The sequence below is a fragment of the Paenibacillus sp. TAF43_2 genome (assembly GCF_052113545.1).
Taxonomy (GTDB): domain Bacteria; phylum Bacillota; class Bacilli; order Paenibacillales; family Paenibacillaceae; genus Pristimantibacillus.
Genome location: NZ_JBFRDK010000064.1, coordinates 14,004 through 30,931, shown reverse-complemented (window position 1 = coordinate 30,931; position 16,928 = coordinate 14,004). Strand labels below are relative to the sequence as shown.

General features: G+C 44.9%; 9 protein-coding genes. 4 read left to right on the top strand and 5 right to left on the bottom strand.

Annotation, left to right across the window (positions count from 1 at the left end; translation table 11 throughout):
* The 3 genes from AB4Z17_RS15680 to AB4Z17_RS15670 all read left to right on the top strand — a co-directional run.
* The coding region (locus tag AB4Z17_RS15680) for a carbohydrate ABC transporter permease (protein WP_441960733.1) at positions 1-343 on the top strand (343 nt) is incomplete at its 5' end.
* 249 nt (positions 344-592) lie between these two features.
* On the top strand, positions 593-1,627 hold the full coding sequence (locus AB4Z17_RS15675; protein ID WP_441960731.1) for an ABC transporter substrate-binding protein: 1,035 nt from the start codon (positions 593-595) through the stop codon (positions 1,625-1,627).
* A gap of 124 nt (positions 1,628-1,751) precedes the next feature.
* Complete coding sequence (locus AB4Z17_RS15670) at positions 1,752-3,365, top strand: helix-turn-helix domain-containing protein (RefSeq protein ID WP_441960729.1); 1,614 nt, start codon at positions 1,752-1,754, stop codon at positions 3,363-3,365.
* Positions 3,366-3,494: 129 nt separating this feature from the next.
* On the opposite strand, the gene AB4Z17_RS15665 is transcribed toward AB4Z17_RS15670, so the two are convergent.
* The 4 genes from AB4Z17_RS15665 to AB4Z17_RS15650 all read right to left on the bottom strand — a co-directional run bounded on the left by AB4Z17_RS15665 (position 3,495) and on the right by AB4Z17_RS15650 (position 9,921).
* Complete coding sequence (locus AB4Z17_RS15665) at positions 3,495-4,313, bottom strand: anti-sigma factor (protein WP_441910378.1); 819 nt, start codon at positions 4,311-4,313, stop codon at positions 3,495-3,497.
* The gene (locus tag AB4Z17_RS15660) at positions 4,285-4,887 is read right to left on the bottom strand and encodes an RNA polymerase sigma factor (RefSeq protein WP_441960727.1); all 603 of its coding nucleotides are present in this window, start codon (positions 4,885-4,887) and stop codon (positions 4,285-4,287) included. Before AB4Z17_RS15660 ends, AB4Z17_RS15665 begins: the two co-directional genes overlap by 29 nt.
* A 113-nt stretch (positions 4,888-5,000) precedes the next feature.
* A complete protein-coding gene (locus tag AB4Z17_RS15655) occupies positions 5,001-6,620 on the bottom strand; it encodes a copper amine oxidase N-terminal domain-containing protein (RefSeq protein ID WP_441910376.1) in 1,620 nt (539 codons plus the stop codon).
* A 151-nt stretch (positions 6,621-6,771) separates the two neighbouring features.
* Positions 6,772-9,921 (bottom strand): ATP-binding protein, encoded by a 3,150-nt coding sequence (locus tag AB4Z17_RS15650; RefSeq protein WP_441960735.1) that lies wholly within the window; start codon positions 9,919-9,921, stop codon positions 6,772-6,774.
* A gap of 758 nt (positions 9,922-10,679) precedes the next feature.
* Between AB4Z17_RS15650 and AB4Z17_RS15645 the strand changes: the two genes are divergently transcribed.
* Positions 10,680-15,317 (top strand): glycoside hydrolase family 3 C-terminal domain-containing protein, encoded by a 4,638-nt coding sequence (locus tag AB4Z17_RS15645; protein ID WP_441960725.1) that lies wholly within the window; start codon positions 10,680-10,682, stop codon positions 15,315-15,317.
* 60 nt (positions 15,318-15,377) lie between these two features.
* On the opposite strand, the gene AB4Z17_RS15640 is transcribed toward AB4Z17_RS15645, so the two are convergent.
* Positions 15,378-16,925, bottom strand: coding sequence for a response regulator transcription factor (locus AB4Z17_RS15640; RefSeq protein WP_441910374.1), 1,548 nt, complete (start codon positions 16,923-16,925; stop codon positions 15,378-15,380).
* Positions 16,926-16,928 lie beyond the last annotated feature (3 nt).

Genomic DNA, 16,928 nt, shown 5'->3' with positions numbered 1-16,928 from the left:
GCCGAAGGAATTGGAGGAAGCCTCCTATATTGACGGGGCGGGGTATTTTAGAACCTTTTTTCAAATTATGCTGCCGATGGCTCGATCCGGTATGATTCCCATTTTGATTATGAATGCTTTGAACAATTGGAATGAGTACATTATGGGGACGATCTTCGTGAATGAGCCTTCCAAGTACACACTGCCTGTTGGAATTGCGATCATGCAAGGGGAGATGCAGTACCGAACCGAATGGGGGCCATTGTTCGCTGGACTGTTAATTTCAATGGTGCCTGTTGTACTCATCTATGCTTTTTTTCAAAGATATATTGTAGCTGGAATAACTGCTGGTGCGGTAAAATAATGATTGCGTGCGACAAACAATCGGCTTTGGGCGAAACATTTTGCCTAGAGGCGGTTGTTTTTTATATTAAGATGACATGTTTTTTAGGATTGAATCGTGTTCGTTATCTCATGTTTGGATAAAAAACTCGCATGAGAATGGACATTGTATCCCAAAACCATAATGATATAATTGCTCATGAACGAAATGAGAATGATAATCAATGAAAACATTTCGTTACGACAATACATATACAGGAGTGGGTAAAATATGTTTCGGCATACAGGTTCACGCAGCATTATCGTAAGGGGTCTCATTTCTCTACTGATTGTTTTCATCGCACTCACGGCATGCAGCACACCGCAAGAAGAGAAGAAAGACGCAGCGAACAAAGGAAATGCTGTGAATACGCAAACAGACAAAGCCGCAGAGAATGATAAAGAAGTGAAAACGAGTGAGAACGAAACACGCGTAGTGAAGGATTTTTTTGGTGACGTTGAAATTCCGGTTAAACCAAAGCGAATAGCTGCTATCTATTTGGAAGATTATTTAGTCACGCTTGGCGTGGAGCCTGTTGTACAGTGGTACCATCCGATGTGGGGCAAACAGGAATATTTGAATTTAGACGTTCCTCCATTTGATATAACAGGAAGCATTGAAGCACTGCTGGATGCAGAACCGGATCTTATTATTACAGATGGTTTTGTAGATGAAGCTATCTATGAAAAATACTCTAAGGTAGCACCAACCTTTCGCATGCCTGACGACATTTTGATGAGCAGCTCCTCCGATGTTCTTCTTAAGATTGCTGATCTAATTGGTGAACAAGAGAAAGCCGAGAAGCTGGTGAAGGACTACGAGCAGCAAATCGTGGATACAAAAAGCAAGCTGAAAGCAGCAATTGGAGAAGAATCAGTTGCTGTGTTGCGACTTAATATCGGCGAGACTGACCTCAATCTTCTTGGAATTAAGAACAAATTTGTTGGTTCTATCCTTTACAAAGAATTAGGCTTAACTCCGCCAAAGATGGTTGCGGATATGGAAGCCTTTATTGAAACGATCTCCATGGAGAAGCTTCCTGATCTTAAAGCGGACCATATCATTATTTTAACTTCAAATGGATCTTGGTCATCGGCCGAAAATCAAGAATCCATTAAAAATCTATTCGATAGTCCCATTTGGCAAAGCGTTCCTGCTATAAAGAAAGGAAATGTTTATCAAGTGGATCGGACTTATTGGCAGACGGGCGCTTTCACGGCTAACCAACTCAAGATTAAAGATTTGGAAAAAGTTTTGCTGAAGTAACCTTCGCGCTGCGAATACAATTTTATCGGAAGAGCATTTCAACGAACAGTTGAAGTGCTCTTCTTTATCGTTTATAGTAATTTTATTGATAATCATTCTCAAGTAAAGGAGGGCTTATGAATTTATGCAAGAGATAAACGCCAATACGAATACATCTCCAAGCAAAATCTATCGCTTAATCGGAGTGAAATATAAGGAATCTGTACCTCATGAACAACAAAAAGCGAGAAAAAATGATTGCTATCGATTGTTTGTTATTATGGACGGGAGAGGGCGCCTCGTTCTAGATGGATGCGGTTATCAGCTCGAGCGCGGCAAATGTTTTATTTCTGAGCCAGGGGCAACCATTATAAATGAAGTCGGCAGCAGCGGACTCATTCATTATGAACTGAGCTTTGAGATTGTTTACATTGAAAAAGATGGTCGGGACGCTTCGAATAGCGAATGGAGTACTTCATTTCCATGTACAGGAGAAGTGGTGTGCCATCCATTTTCCCAGTGCTTGGAGTGGGTTGAGAGGCTATATAGCTTTAGCTTATCAGACACTAGTGATGAGCTGGACGATTTGGATCAACAAATATGTTTTCAACAATTGCTCCGGCATATTCTCAAGCACAATCTGACCAGTTCTCATGCCCAGAGCAGTCGGAAAGCGGTTGAAGCTACAATTGATCGGCTATACCATGACTATCGCAACGAATGGTCGGTGGGCCAGCTGGCTAATTTGACCGATGTTGGCCGTACACACTATTCGCGTTTGTTCAAAGAGATAACGGGTCAGTTGCCGCTGCAGTACTTATCCGGCATTCGAATGAATCAAGCGAAGCACCTGCTGCAAGCAACCGATGATCGTTTGTCCGATATTGCACAGAACGCCGGATTTGGCGATGAGTTTTATTTTAACCGCCGCTTCAAGAAGACGGTCGGCATATCGCCAGGGCAATACCGAAGGCATTACCGAGAGGAGATTCGTGTATTCGCACCGTTTCTTGAAGATTTTCTGGTAGCGCTTGGCGTTACGCCTATCCTGCAGTGCTCCATAACGAATTGGGGAAAACAGTCATATTTGGGGCTTGAGCATATTCCCGCAATTGAGATTTCCGATAAATATGCTGCTCAGCTGCCGGTAAAGCCGGACTTTATTTTGGTAGACAACGGCTTTCCAGATAAATGGGACCATCATCTCTTGGAGGAACAGGCTCCGCTCTACAAAATGTCCAATGAGGGGGAAGATTGGCAGGAGACTTTGCGAATCATGGCAGATCTAATTGGGAGAGGAAAAAACGTAAAGGTCGTTGATATTATAGCGAAGTATGAAAAAAAAGCAGAAGCTGCTCGGAAAAAGCTTCGCCCGATTCATCATCAAACGACCGTTTTTCTGCGAATTCAAGCCAATGGAATATTGCTGTACGGCGGTCCGGATAAGGGATACACGGGGCCCGTTCTCTATAGTGACCTTGGAATGACGCCTCATCCGCTTGTAAAGCAATTGACAAAGAGCACAAGGACAGCCGTGCTAACACCAGAATTGCTCGCGCAGATTGATGCCGATAATGTGTTCGTCACTTTTGAAATTTCAGAACAAGAGAAAAGGAAGCTTTACGCGACGCCCCATTGGAAATCGCTTCCCGCAGTACGTCATAACCGTGTATTCGAGGTTGATTTTCTGAGCTGGATGAATTACGGCGTCCTCGCCCATAGCCTGAAAATCGATGATGTCCTGCGGGCGCTTGGCTAGATATGGAAGAGTGTGAAGGAGGCTGAAACGATTATAAAAAGTACAAAAAAACGGTGTTTAAACAAAAAATAAGCCAGCTTAAGGACTTCGCATGAGTCCAATAAGCTGGCTTATTTTCAATTATTCGTCTTATAGATGAAGCTCGGCAGTCAAGACGGCAGTCCCTCGCGGCATTTTACCGAAAGCATCTGGTTCTTGAGTAATCGCGATTTGATCATAACCCTTCAAATTCTGGTCGAGTGTGAAATACAAGCCGCCTTTTCCATCCACCGGGTAGAAGGTTCCTGCGTTTACGACGTCCTGGCCTTTCTTCATCAGCCATACCTGGAATGCTTCGTTTTCCTTGATTTGCGGAAGCTTCTCGGCCTGCACGAGCAGATGTGTTCCCTTGCTGTCAATGACGATGGTAGCGAGGCCTTGGGCAATAATATTTTGTGCCGCAGAGCTTAAGCTGACAGCCTGATTCGTCTGCAAGCCCTGTGGAGGCTCATTCATCTGGGCGAGCGTGAGCTCATTACTGAGGTCTGACACCTGATCTCTTAATGTGAAAATATACACGCATAATAGAAGCACCGCTGCCGCAAGCCCGATATTTAACCAGCTATTGTAGTTTCGACGCTTTGCCTCGTCTTGAGTTACGGAGAGGGGGCGCTCTGCGTTTTCGGGTTCTTGAGTTGGAATAGCAGACTTAGGTTGTTCGAATGGCTGTGCACCCGTCTCTTGTGACTGTAAAATAGAACCGAGAATCCGATCCTTCATTCCTGTAGGAACGGCGACTGGCTCGGACGATAGCGGCAGCATATCGACGATTTCTTTAAGCTCCGCGACTTGCTCGGTGCATGCCGCACAAGATTTAAGATGCTGTTCGAAAGCTTTAGTTTCCTCTTCATCAAGACCGCCAAGCGCATACATTTCCACATCATCGCATAGATTTGTTTCTTGTTTCATAACTTTGCCCCTCCTCTCCGATACCTTCAAGCTGCAACTTCAGTGCTTTCATGGCTAGCCTAACTCTACTTTTAACCGTTCCGAGCGGAATGTCGCAGTTCACGGACACTTCCTGCTGCGTATATCCGCCAAAATAAATAAGTTCGACGACTTGATGCYGATCTTGGCTTAAATTCCGCATTGCCTCACGGACCTGTTCGCCAATGACCTTGGTTTCCACGGCAGTCTCTGTGTCCGCCGAGTCGTCCGGCGTTCGGTTTAATTGCTCCGTCTCAACAACCTGCTGCGCAGTTCGAGTTTGCTTTCGCCTTAATCCATCTATCGCTATATTTCTAGTTAACGTAAACATCCAGCTGGATAGCTTACCTTGATCCTCGTCATACTTCTCTGCTGCGTTCCATATTCGCAAGAATAGCTCCTGCAATATTTCTTCTGCCAGCATGGAATCTTTAACGATTCGGTAGGCGAATGTGTACATGGGACGTTCATATCTTTCGTATATAAGCTGCAAAGCAATAGAATCTTTGCGGGCAATACGCTTCATTAATTGTAAATCCGTCAGTTCATCCGACATACTAGAGCTGTTCCCCCTTTACACACCCCCTCATTATAATATAAAAGTCCTGTTCCGGTATAGATTTACCAGAACAGGACAAGTTTGCTGCGAGTTTCGGGATGGGGTTACATCTACATTGCTTTAGTCAATGTGATTGACCAGTCAGCCTTGTTCCAATTCAGGTCCCAACCAAGCAATTCCGCGATGAAACGAAGAGGAACTTGTGTACGGCCTTTGTGAACGAATACGGAAGCGTCAAGCTTGACGTTTTTTCCATTAACACTAGCCATATCTTTGCCCAGCCAGAAGACAACCTTGTCGTCACCTACTTTTACTTCAACCGTGCTTGTGGTTGGATTCCATTTCAAATCGGCGCCAAGTGCCGTAGTCAATGTTCTTAGCGATACGAATGTCGTTCCGTTCTTAAGGGTTGGCGGAACGTCCATTTTCACATGATTGCCGTTTACTTTAGCAGTGTAACCATTGATTTGAAGCCAAATGGTTTGAACATTGTTCGGGTTTTCCGGTTTTGTTACAGGAGGCTGTACTTTGAATAGTTCCGGCTTCTGAGCTACGATCGCACCGCCCAATGCTTTGCCTACTCCAAACATGAGACTATATCCTTTGTCATAGCTGGCATACAGGCCATTTGCATCTTTGGCTCTATAGAGATCAAATGCTTCAAGTACAAGTCTTTCATGCTCTGCTACAGCAGCCGTTGCGGCCGAAGCGGGAAGCTTGCCTTCTGTGGCAGCGCCAAGGAAATTACCGAAGTCTACAGAAAATTTGCTTAGCTTAGCTCTAGCTTTGGTGCTTGCATCGGTATCTCCGGCAAGAGCTGCCTTCACGATTTCGTCTTGTGCGTTAATATGGTCACCAAGCCAGATTGCCTTGAAGGCATCTCCTCCTGCTGCACCATAAACGGATGCGATAGCAGCTGTCAAGCCTGCTGTATTGGCGTTTTCAGCTTCAACAATCGCGCTGTAGGCTGGAGATTTATCGGAACCTTTTTGCATGCTGAATACAGCAAGGGCATAATGTTCTGCTGCAAGATAGTTTAGAGCTGATCTTAGATCGCCGGCTGGTGTATCGGATTTTGTGCCGTTAAACTTTTCAGGCATTTGAGTGACGATTGCACCTGACAATGCATCACTTATCGTGAACATATAGCTTAAACCTTCACGATATTTGGCAAGCGAGCTCTTGTAGTTGCCGGCGATATAATCGTCGAACACCTGCTGGACCTGCTTCTCATGCGTACGAAGCACCTTTTGCGCTGCCGTTGCAGGCAGCTTGCCTGCGGTTGCAGTTCCTAGGAAGTTACCGAGTTCTACTGCGAACTCTTCAATTTCTTGCGCGACCATCGCTTTATCAGCGGCATTGCCCGTTTTAACAGCTGTAACATAATCCTTGGTATAGTTTAGATGTCCGCTGAAAATACGGTCAAACTCTTTCGCCCCGGCATCTCCATATACGGAAGTGATAGCTGGAATCATATCTTTTGCATTTTTCTCTAAAGCGGCTTGCGCCGCAGCGGCGTCAAACGAGTTGTCGTATTTCTTGATCATCGCATCCACCGCGAGTGTGAAATGCTCCGAAAGCGAGTAGTCCAATGTCGCCCGAAGCTCTACAGCAGGCGTTTCAGATGATGGCGTCAGCGGCTCCGCGGCACTTACGCTAGCCGCACCAGAAAACGCAGGGATTAATAAGGATAAGCTAAGTACAGGGGCAATCAATCTTTTAAGTTTCATGAATCATTCACTCTCCTCATATGGGTTGTTTTCCGTTCCTAATAGGCCTAACGGAGCTAATGAAATTTTGGATCACTATTATTTCGAATTTTTTTTCGAATAACAAAAAGACGGACAAATGAGAAACCATTTGTCCGTCTTTTTTGTTAAATCAATCATTATCCATAGCCTGCTGAATGCGGTGGTTTGGAATGACAAACGACACGGCGGTTCCTTCCTTGGGCTTACTGATTATAGATAAGCCTTGACCATACATTTGAGTCAATCGTCGATTCGTATTGGCAATCCCTATTCCGCCTTTTCCTTTCATCGTTGGACTGAGCAGTTGAATGACCTGTTCTTCATTCATGCCTATGCCATTATCAATGACTTCAACTCGTATGAAGCTGTCCTGGCAATTGATTCGAATATGCAGCGTGCCGCCGTTGTTCTGACTAAGAAGCCCATGTTTGATCGCATTTTCAACCAGCGGCTGTATAGAAAGAGGCGGGATAAGCAAGCTGATGTTGGCATCCACTTCCCATACGATAGTCAACCTGTCCTCGAAACGTTCTTTTTCAATATACAAATAGGCTTCGACAAGCTCCAGCTCGTGAGAAAGCTCAACAAGCTCCCCAGTATTTAAGAAGTCAAAGCTAATCCGTAAAAAGGATACAAAAGAATCGCCTAGATTACGCATCTTGTCTGTATCAATATCGCTTAGCGCCATTAAGGAGTTAAGGGTATTAAACAGAAAATGCGGATGGATTTGTGCCTGAAGATAGGCGGCTTCTAAACGCAAACGTTCATTAATAGACTGCTTCAGCATAGTCAACGCCCTGATTCGGTATTTGAGTTCCAGAGCATCTACAGGCTTGGTAACATAATCATTTGCTCCAGATGCGAATCCGGTATAGATGTCAGCAGGCTGACTACGGGCAGTCAACAGCAAAATGGGGAGCTCCGATACAGAGTATTGCTCCCGTACCTTCTTCGTTAACTCGTAGCCGGACATCTGTGGCATCATAACATCTGCAACTAACAGATCCCACTGCCCACTGCCTAGCAACACTAACGCTTCACGTGCTGAATTGGCTGTTGTAATTTGATATGGCTCGGAAGATAAAATGCCAACAAGCACATTCAGATTAACCGGGTCGTCATCCACTGCAAGAATATTCATTTTCCCATCATTCAGAAATGGCGGGTTAATTGAAGAGATTGCTATTTCGTCGATTGCGATGTCTGGAAAAATCAATCCACTATGGCTTTCTTCTGTTCCTTCCGCTATATGGCGTATAGGAAGCAAGGGCTGTGCTGAAGGTAGGCTGGACATATTGGCAAGCGGTAATTGAAAGCTGAAAACAGAACCTTTGCCAAGCGCAGAGCGAACACTTAGTACTCCGCCATGCAATTCGACCAACTGCTTGCAAATGCTTAAACCAAGCCCAATTCCTCTTCCATCATTAATTCCATAAATCCCTTGTTCATAAGGAAGAAAGACGCGCGCCTGCGTTTCTTTATTCATGCCGACTCCGGTATCGGAGACATGAATGACGGCATTTCCATTTTGAATCTCCGCAGAAATGGTGATTGATCCTTCTTCCGTGTATTTTAGAGCGTTGTGCAATAAGTTGTACAAAATTTGTACAAGCCTTTTCTCGTCTGCCATGACCCAAGGCATCGATTCAGCGATATTCACATGCAGTTGAATAGGTTTGCCTTCGATCATAAATTTCAGCATGCTAACGATGCCAGGTACGATGGACTGAATTTGTAAAGGCTCCTGCTGGAGCACAATTCCGTGCTCCTTCAGCCTTGCTACATCTAGAAGATCACCGAGCATATGCGACATACGGCGGCTTATTCTTATAAGCAGCTCCATATCGTTAACGCTTTTGGTATTCATTTGCCCTCTCTCTTTCGTTACAACGGTTTGAGCAATATTCATAATACCGTGCAGCGGCGTTCGCAGTTCATGTGAAGTATTGGCAAGAAATTGGTCTTTGAGCTTGTCAGCCTTTTTTAACTGTTCGTTCAGCTCTTTGTTTTCCTTCGAGTTACGGAAAAATTGCTTTAACCAGTACGTAGAAAAACCAATGATAGCTGCTATGATATCTATTGGATAATATACAACCGAAACCTGGCTATTTGAGTTGATTAAGCTCCACAGAAAGCTGGACATAACGCCTGCCGCGGATAACAACAGGAAGACAACGTCGTGGTTGTCTGTTTGCTTCCTTAAGACCATCGTTCCTGTTATATAAACAAACCAGGCAAAGGGCAATAGATAAAAAAAAGAAAATATTTTTAATGCTACCGATCCATTTACAAGCTGTGCGCTTGCGACAATAAGAAACACAGAATAAAAAATGAGCGCTATAGTAAATACTCGCAGCCAGCGATTCTTCAGAGGAGCCGAAGAAAGTCTTCTAAATAGTAGAAAAATAAAAAAGGAATGCCAAATCAGAGAGAGCAGCCTGAGCTTCAGCGCCCATGTATAGTTGATTGGCAGCCATAGCAAAAGCAGGTTATCATGGCCGATGACAATCGTAATACCGGTAGCGAGCGTTAATAAACCAACGATAAGCAAAGTCTTTTCTTGAGGATTGAATAAGAAAAGGATAGTAGCATACAAGCCATGAAGCAGCAAAACAACAAATATGACGAGCTGAAAGCCAATTGAATACCAACGCACAAAGTCAATCGCTGCTTGAGAGCCAAATTGAATGGAGTGTAAAATTCCCCCGTTGTAAGCATCGTCATAGTTAGCAACACGAATGAGCAGTTCAAGCTCTTTGGTGCCTTTTACAGAGTAAGAAGCGGTGTAGGAGATTTTCTTGGGCTTGTAATCATTAGCGTTGTCGGCAGGTTTTCCGAAGTCGTTCTCAACAAGTCCATTTAATTCTACGCCTGATGAGGCTTGTATTTTTTGCAGCCAAAATGCAACAGGCTGCTCTAGCGGATCGATCAGAATACGCAATCGATACGTTCCGTACCCGATAGAGGTGTCTGCCTCTTTGGTCAGCACACTGCCCCAGTCACCTGGAACCTGAATATAGCGGAACTGGTTTTGCAGCAGCTGAACATCCTGTTGATGGATTAGTTTTGCAGGGTAAAACTCCCATTGGCCATCCAAGGGAATGGTGGCTGAGTTGTTAAAGTCCCAGCCGCGCATGTCGAGTACGCCATTTACAGCACGAGGGTGCTCCGCTGTAGAAAATAGTTCAGACCATGTCCATCGGAGGGCAAGAAGAACGCTAAGAAACAATAGAATAATAGCTACATATTTGAAGGTGATTTTATTTTTCTGCTGTATCATCATACATTGAAATTCGACATAATACGCGTTTTTCCTTTAACATTTATTCGTAATCGTTATGATTGAAGCGAATAATGTATACGATTGGCAACTTGGAAAAATATCAAAAAAACAGCGGCAAAGGTGCTTCTAGTTATGTTCATTAAGCTAATTAGTAGAATATGTTCTCATAGTTTATCGCATCAATAAATATAGGAAATATGGGACGCTTAGGATCGTAAATATGCTGATTTGCTGTCGAATTGGCATTTAAGTGATGACTGTCTGCTTGCGATTCTAACGAACAGTATGACGCTTATTATGAAGAAAACTAATGTTCTTACGTTTTAACGAACCGTATTAAAGTTATTGCATGCTGTTTAGTTCGTAAGCGATGTGCCTGCACACAGAACAACACAATACACAACGAAAATTGCAGAACATGCCTAGGACTAACTTTTCCACGAGACATTATGTTAATTATTGAACACTGATAATGAGCTTTTTGCATAGTCGTATTATCATCAAATTTCATATCTTGTTTTCGAGTATTCGAATGAAAAAGCAACTTTTTCAGCATGTTGTAGAAAAATATGGTTATGAAACCCGGATGGAAGAGGTGGGGAGTGCCTCGGGGGTTGGTGGTTCTACTGAACTGAAAATCTAAAATTACTGCACCAAAAGGTAGAAACAAAGTGTACTCTTGGCAATTGTATAATGAGCTTGGGTCACTAATGAAAGCGATTGCAAAAAAATGAGAGAAGAGAGGGAGCGAAAAAATGAACTACAAAACCCAGCATAGAAGGGGTAAGAAAATGCTGTCTTTGGTGCTTGCAGGGGTTCTTGCCACAAGCATAACTGCAAACGCCGTCCAGCCAGTTCAAGCAGCAGCAAATGTTGTATTTAAAACGCAGAACGGAGGAGTCTTTGACGGGATGCCGTTATTTGATGGCAACCCGGAGCATTTGGATGCGTATGTGGATACGTATTTTGATTATACGGGGCTTGAGGGACCCGCTGTTTATGTAACAGGCTCACGCAATCATTATACGCTGACACAAGGGCGAAATGCCGGGAAAATCATTCCTGGCGCACTTGCAGCCGCGGATAATGTGCAAGGGGTGTCAACGGATTTCCCAGCGCTGGTAGGCATGGGACAATCCTGGAACAAGGAGCTGCTCTCCAATATAGGGAAGGTAATGGGCAGTGAAAAAATCAGTTTACTTAAAGTAAAACAAGGAGAGTCCAATATTCATGGCGGTTCGAATGCTTCGGCTACTGTTGCTTTTACAGTAGTCAGCGACATGCGTATCAACCCTTTAAGCGGAAGATTCGACGAGGGCTATTCTGAAGATCCATACATGGCAGGGACATTAATAGATAAGATGGCTTCGGGACTTAGCGGCATTGACCAAGCGGCAAGCGAAGACGGTTTCTGGATGCGTGCAGCTGTTGGCACCAAGCATTACTCTGTTTATAACGCGCAATGGTTCCGTGAGACTTCAAACAATAGCGCCGGGGCAAGAGCTATGTTCGAGTACCAGACACGCAGCCCGCTTAAGGGTCTGGAATCGGGCTCAATTGCAGGTGTTATGACTTCATATGGCCGTACGAATGGGATACCGAATATTTTATCTCCGCTGCAGCTGCATGCGAATGATTTCTCAAAGTACGGCGTTTACAGCTCGCCTGACTTTAACGCGGATGCCCATGTATCGAGTTCAGGCAATTTAAGCAACGGCTATGATACTAATTATGCTGTCGACCGTACGCATGCAACGGTACTGATGGCGCTGGCTGAAGCGAATGCCGGAAGGCCGTCAGGTACGACTCCTGCCGATGTGCCGGATTTGGTTGCTCTGGTAAACAAAGGGGAGTATGGCATTACCGCAGAGGATTTAATTAAGGCAGCAAGACCTCATGTTAATCAAATGGTACGCGTTGGCATTTTTAATGAAGTTAATGAAAACGGAATACCGAAATTTTATCCGTTTGCACAGGATGCTAAGGATGTGCGTACGGCAGCGGCAGCAACTTACAGCTTGCCGGAGCATCAGCTAATTGCACTTCAAGCAGCGCAAGAGAGCATTGTTTTATTGAAAAATGACGGTATTCTGCCGCTCGCCAAAAATAAAAATGCAGCGGTATCCGGTATCTACGCAGATGCGAGATTTAAAACGACTTATTCAGTAGGAACGACTCCTGCGCTTCCTGAATCAGGCGTATCTCCGCTGCTCGCGATTATTAATGCGAATGGATCTAACCATGTTACTTATGATTCAGCGAGCAAGGTTATCGCACTTACTGCAATGAATAATAATCAGACCGTTACCGCTAATGTGTATGATCCTGCAGCTAATACAGGAGGAGCTCAGCTGGTAACGACAGCGGACCAGCTTAATGTGTCCGATCCTGCCCAGCTATTCCGGGTCTTCGATTGGGGACAAGAAGGGTACAGCTTGCTATCGCTCAAAAACAACCGCTGGATGGCATCTCCGGCCGGTAATAATGCAGCGGTAGGCAATACGGATGGAACAACGCTCAATTTAACCAACAATGATTGGGATCTTGCAGCGATGCTTGGGAATACGAGTGCGATCCCGCCAAGAATTCGCATCGAGCAAAACGCTGACCAAACCATATCGCTTGTAGCGAATGGCTATAGAAGCGGCTTCTCCGGTGATTTTACAAATTGGTATTACTCAAATGGACGTTTTATTACAGCAGGTGCAGATGCCAAGCTGAAAACAGCAGCTGCGGTACTCGGAAATGAATCGAATGCAGCTATTCGCAGTGCAGATGTGAAATTTAAAGAAACGGTTGTGAAGGAAGTTGGACAGGATGCTGTTGCAAGGGCGGCGACTGCTGATTATGCCGTAGTATTCGTGGGAGCAGTCCCGCGCCATAGCGCAGGGGAAGGCAATGACCGCTCCAGCCTGTACATGGGCGATTCCGATTACGAGCTTGTAGACAAGGTGTCTGCTGCTTTCGCGGCGAAAGGCAAGAAGACGATCGTTGTTGTCAAAAGCAGCTTTCCAGTTGGGCTTGAGGAAATTCAGAACAATCCGAATGTCTCTGCTATCGTGTATCAGCCATATGGGGGGCAATATGATTCACGGGCACTGGCTCAGGTGCTTTATGGCGATTATGCGCCAACAGGCCGCCTGACGTCCACTTGGTATTCAGATATGTCCGCTTTCCCGGCAATAAATAAATATGTTATTCCAGAGGGCAATAAGACTGCATCAATGGCTAGCATTGATCCGCGTTTTACATTGGACATGACGAATGCCGATCCTATGGAGTCAAAGCTTACTTATATGTACACGGATGCACCAATTACGTATCCGTTCGGATACGGCCTCTCATACAGCAGCTTTATATACAGCGATTTGGCAGCTCCAATGAGTGCTAGCGGGAATGAGCCGTTTACTGTTTCTGTAAAAGTTAAAAATGCTGGCGCTGTCGATACTTCAGAAGTCGTTCAGCTCTATATTAAAAACAATCAATCAGGCTATGGTGGTTCTGCTCCGAAGAAGCAGCTCGTCGCGTTTGAGAAAATCGCTTTGGCAGCAGGCGAGAGTAAAGTGGTTGCTCTGTCTGTTGACCCTGGTGACTTCGGCATCTGGGACGTGAACAAAAATAGCTTCATTGTAGAAAATGGTGCATACACGTTAATGGTTGGCGCATCCTCCAAGGACATTCGCGGTGAGAAGGTCCTTGCAATTAATGGAGATGCGATTGCACCACTGCAGGTCTATAAACCGTTTAATGTGTTCGACCATGCTTATGCCTCCCATGAAGTCATCTATCATGAGGTTTCTAAAGAACGCACTGCACAAAATCTGAAAGCGAAAAAGGTAGTCGGAGGTTATTATGCCGTCCGCTCAAAACAAAACGGTTCCTACGTAGCGCTGCCGAATGTGGATCTCACAAATACAAAAAGCGTTAAAGCCTCGGTAGCTTCAGACGCAGCGGGAGGAATAATTACATTACACGCGGATTCCCCAAGCAGCGCCCCGCTCGCGATGATTGAGGTTCCGGCAACAAAGCCTAGATTCTACACGATTGCGAATGCATCTGTTCCGGTAACGGAGCTGGCCTATGTCGACGTAGAAGCAGAATTGAGCAACACGAGCTTGAAGGGCAAGCACAATCTCTACGTTGTGTTCAAAGCAGCCGATCTTCGTATTGACAGCTTGGCGTTTGAGAGTGAACCCTTTATCAGCAGCTCAAGTCAGATTGCTGCTGCTCAAACGAATCCTGCGGTTGTTGTGAAGAGCGACGGTGCTCCTTTTGGTGCAGATGCTTCCAATTTGGATAGTTGGAATATTGATTCTGCTGCCAGCGGCTTAACGTTAGCTTCGGTCACTCCAGCGGTATCTGGCTTAGAAGCCATGCTGCAGTTCAGAGGAACTGCGAAAGCTGCAACAATCGCCATCCAAGCGAAGGCAGCTTCCTTCGATGGCAATTTGACAAACAGCAATACGTTGACACTAACGATAGCAAATTCTTCATCTGGAGGCGGGAACACATCTGGCACTGGTACGCCTAGCATAGAGCAAACGGTTATAATTACAGCAGCAAGCGCGTCCGATACTGCTAAGGTGAAAAATATCAAGGCTGAGGGCGTTACTGTAATTGGGGAGCCAGTTGGCATTAAAGTTAAGGATTTGAAAGGCTCTTATGCAACAGCAACGATTACGATTCAGTCTGAAGCAGGCAAAAAGGTGACCGCTCTGGCGATGGTTGCCGCTGACGGCACGTTAACGCCAGTGCCGAGCCGAATGACAACAGATACGAGCGGTAAGTCGATCATCACTGCGCTTGTATCCTTAAGCGGCACTTATGTGACTGTATCATCGGAGCGTATGTTTACTGACGTTCCAGTTAAAGCGTGGTATGCAGATGAGATTGCCAAAGCAAGCAGTCTCCTTTTAATCAATGGTTTGACATCATCTACGATGCAACCGGGAGCTTCAACAACCAAGGCACAGACACTGATGGCAGCACTTAACGTGCTTGGCATAACGCCGGTAAAAAACGAAGCAGATGTGAAATGGTATGATGAAGTAGTCAGAACTGCAAGTCAGCATAGATTAGTTAACTACACAAAACTAGCGATAGATACGCCAATGTCTCGTGAAGGCATGGCTGACGTACTCGTCAATGCCCTTAGGTATGCTGGTCTCGACATCACGCTGAGCGAAGGGGAAGTGAACAAGCTGCTGCAAGGGTTCTCGGATACTGCGGGCATTTCCAAGGAAAACCGAACAGCAATGGCGGTCGCTGTTAAATACGGTATTTTCAAAGGAAATTCGGCGCAGCAGCTGCTGCCTTCAAGCACGATTACGCGTGCTGAGTTGGCCGCTGTCGCGATCCGTACCTACAGCGTAATTATCGATCTCATTTCCTAATATTAAGAGATAGGAGAATAGCCTGCACCTCGTGAGAGGGCAGGCTATTCTTACTTTGCATTAGCTTTTGCGAAATTCTTCTGGCGTTTGGCCTGTCATTTTTTTAAATACCCGAAAAAAGTATTTGGGATTATCATAACCTAGCTGCTTCGCAACCTTGTATATTTTGTCATCGGTGCTTTTTAATAGTGTTTTTGCTTGCTCAATGCGCAGCTGGTTAATATAGTCGGTAAAATTTTGCGCAGTTTTTTCTTTGAACAGGAAGCTTAAATAGCTTGGATTAAGATAAAAAAGAGATGATATTTTTTCCAGTGTTAAATCCTTGGTGTAATTTTTGTGTATATACGTTTTAATATTATCGATCATGTTTTCGGAGGAGTAAGCTGAGTTTTCCTTCAATAAATCGGCGGTACTCATTAAGACAGTGAGCAGGTACTCCTGAATGGAAATCAGATCAAAAGAAATATTAAGCACGGACTCCAGGCTTGAGGACGGCGAGCCGTCTTCATGCGTATGGAGGTAAGCCGAAAGTATTTTTTTGACCTCTTGAATCATATCTCTGCTTTGTTCCTTTAGCTGAGCAAGGGAGACGGCAGGCTGTCGTATATAAAAGGCGAAAAAATCAAGTACGAGTTCTTTCACCTTCGCGGTTTGGCCTGATTCAATCAGGAACAGCAGTTCATGAGTCCGTTCCCACAGCATAACATCCGGTAAAAGTCTTTGTTTGTTGTAAAGATAGCAGCGCCCAAAATCGGTAATCGACCGCTGATCCAATGCAGCAATCGTTTCATGGTGTGCTTGGCGCAGCATGCTTAAATGGTGGACAACAGTACTTATGCCTACGCAGCCTTCGCTGCCCTTCCTTACACTAACGGTGTGGATAAGCTCCTCTGCGGTTCTTTTGGCATGCTCAAGCATCTTCGTGACTGATTGTTCCTCCATAAACGATAGAATGATGAATGCGATCTTATCGCTTTGGGAATGCGGGATATAAATATAATCCTGCTGAGGCCCGATCATAGGCTGCTGAATCGAAGCTGGCGCATAGAGCGTCAGTAAAATATGTGCCGAAGCAGCAGACACTTCCTTTAGCCGCGCCGATTGGAAGATAGGCAGCTTATCTTTCTGCTGGATCCCAATTAGGAGATGCAGCAGCGATTGGATATCGGAATGATAACTGATTTGCTCCTTTTCAGCTGCTTTTAGTACTACCTCCTGCTTGACGTTCCGCTCCTTCTCTATAGCATCGATCGCTTGCTCCAGCGTGCGATGAATCTCTTCCCTGCTAAATGGTTTCAGCAAATAACTAACAACTTTAGCGGATATCGCTTCTTTCATATATTCAAAGTCCGAATGCCCGCTAATAACAATCATTTTTTTGTCGGGATATTGCTGATGCACGATTTTCATTAATGATTTTCCGTCCATTTCAGGCATGCGCATATCCGTAAAAATAATATCCGGGTCTAGGTGCTGAATTAATTCCAGCCCATCGGCACCATTGTCAGCCTCTCCGGCGAATGTGAGCTTATGTTCGAAGGATTGAATTTTTTTGAGTAGCCCCTTTCGTATCAAGGGCTCATCATCTACGATAATGAATGAATACATCTG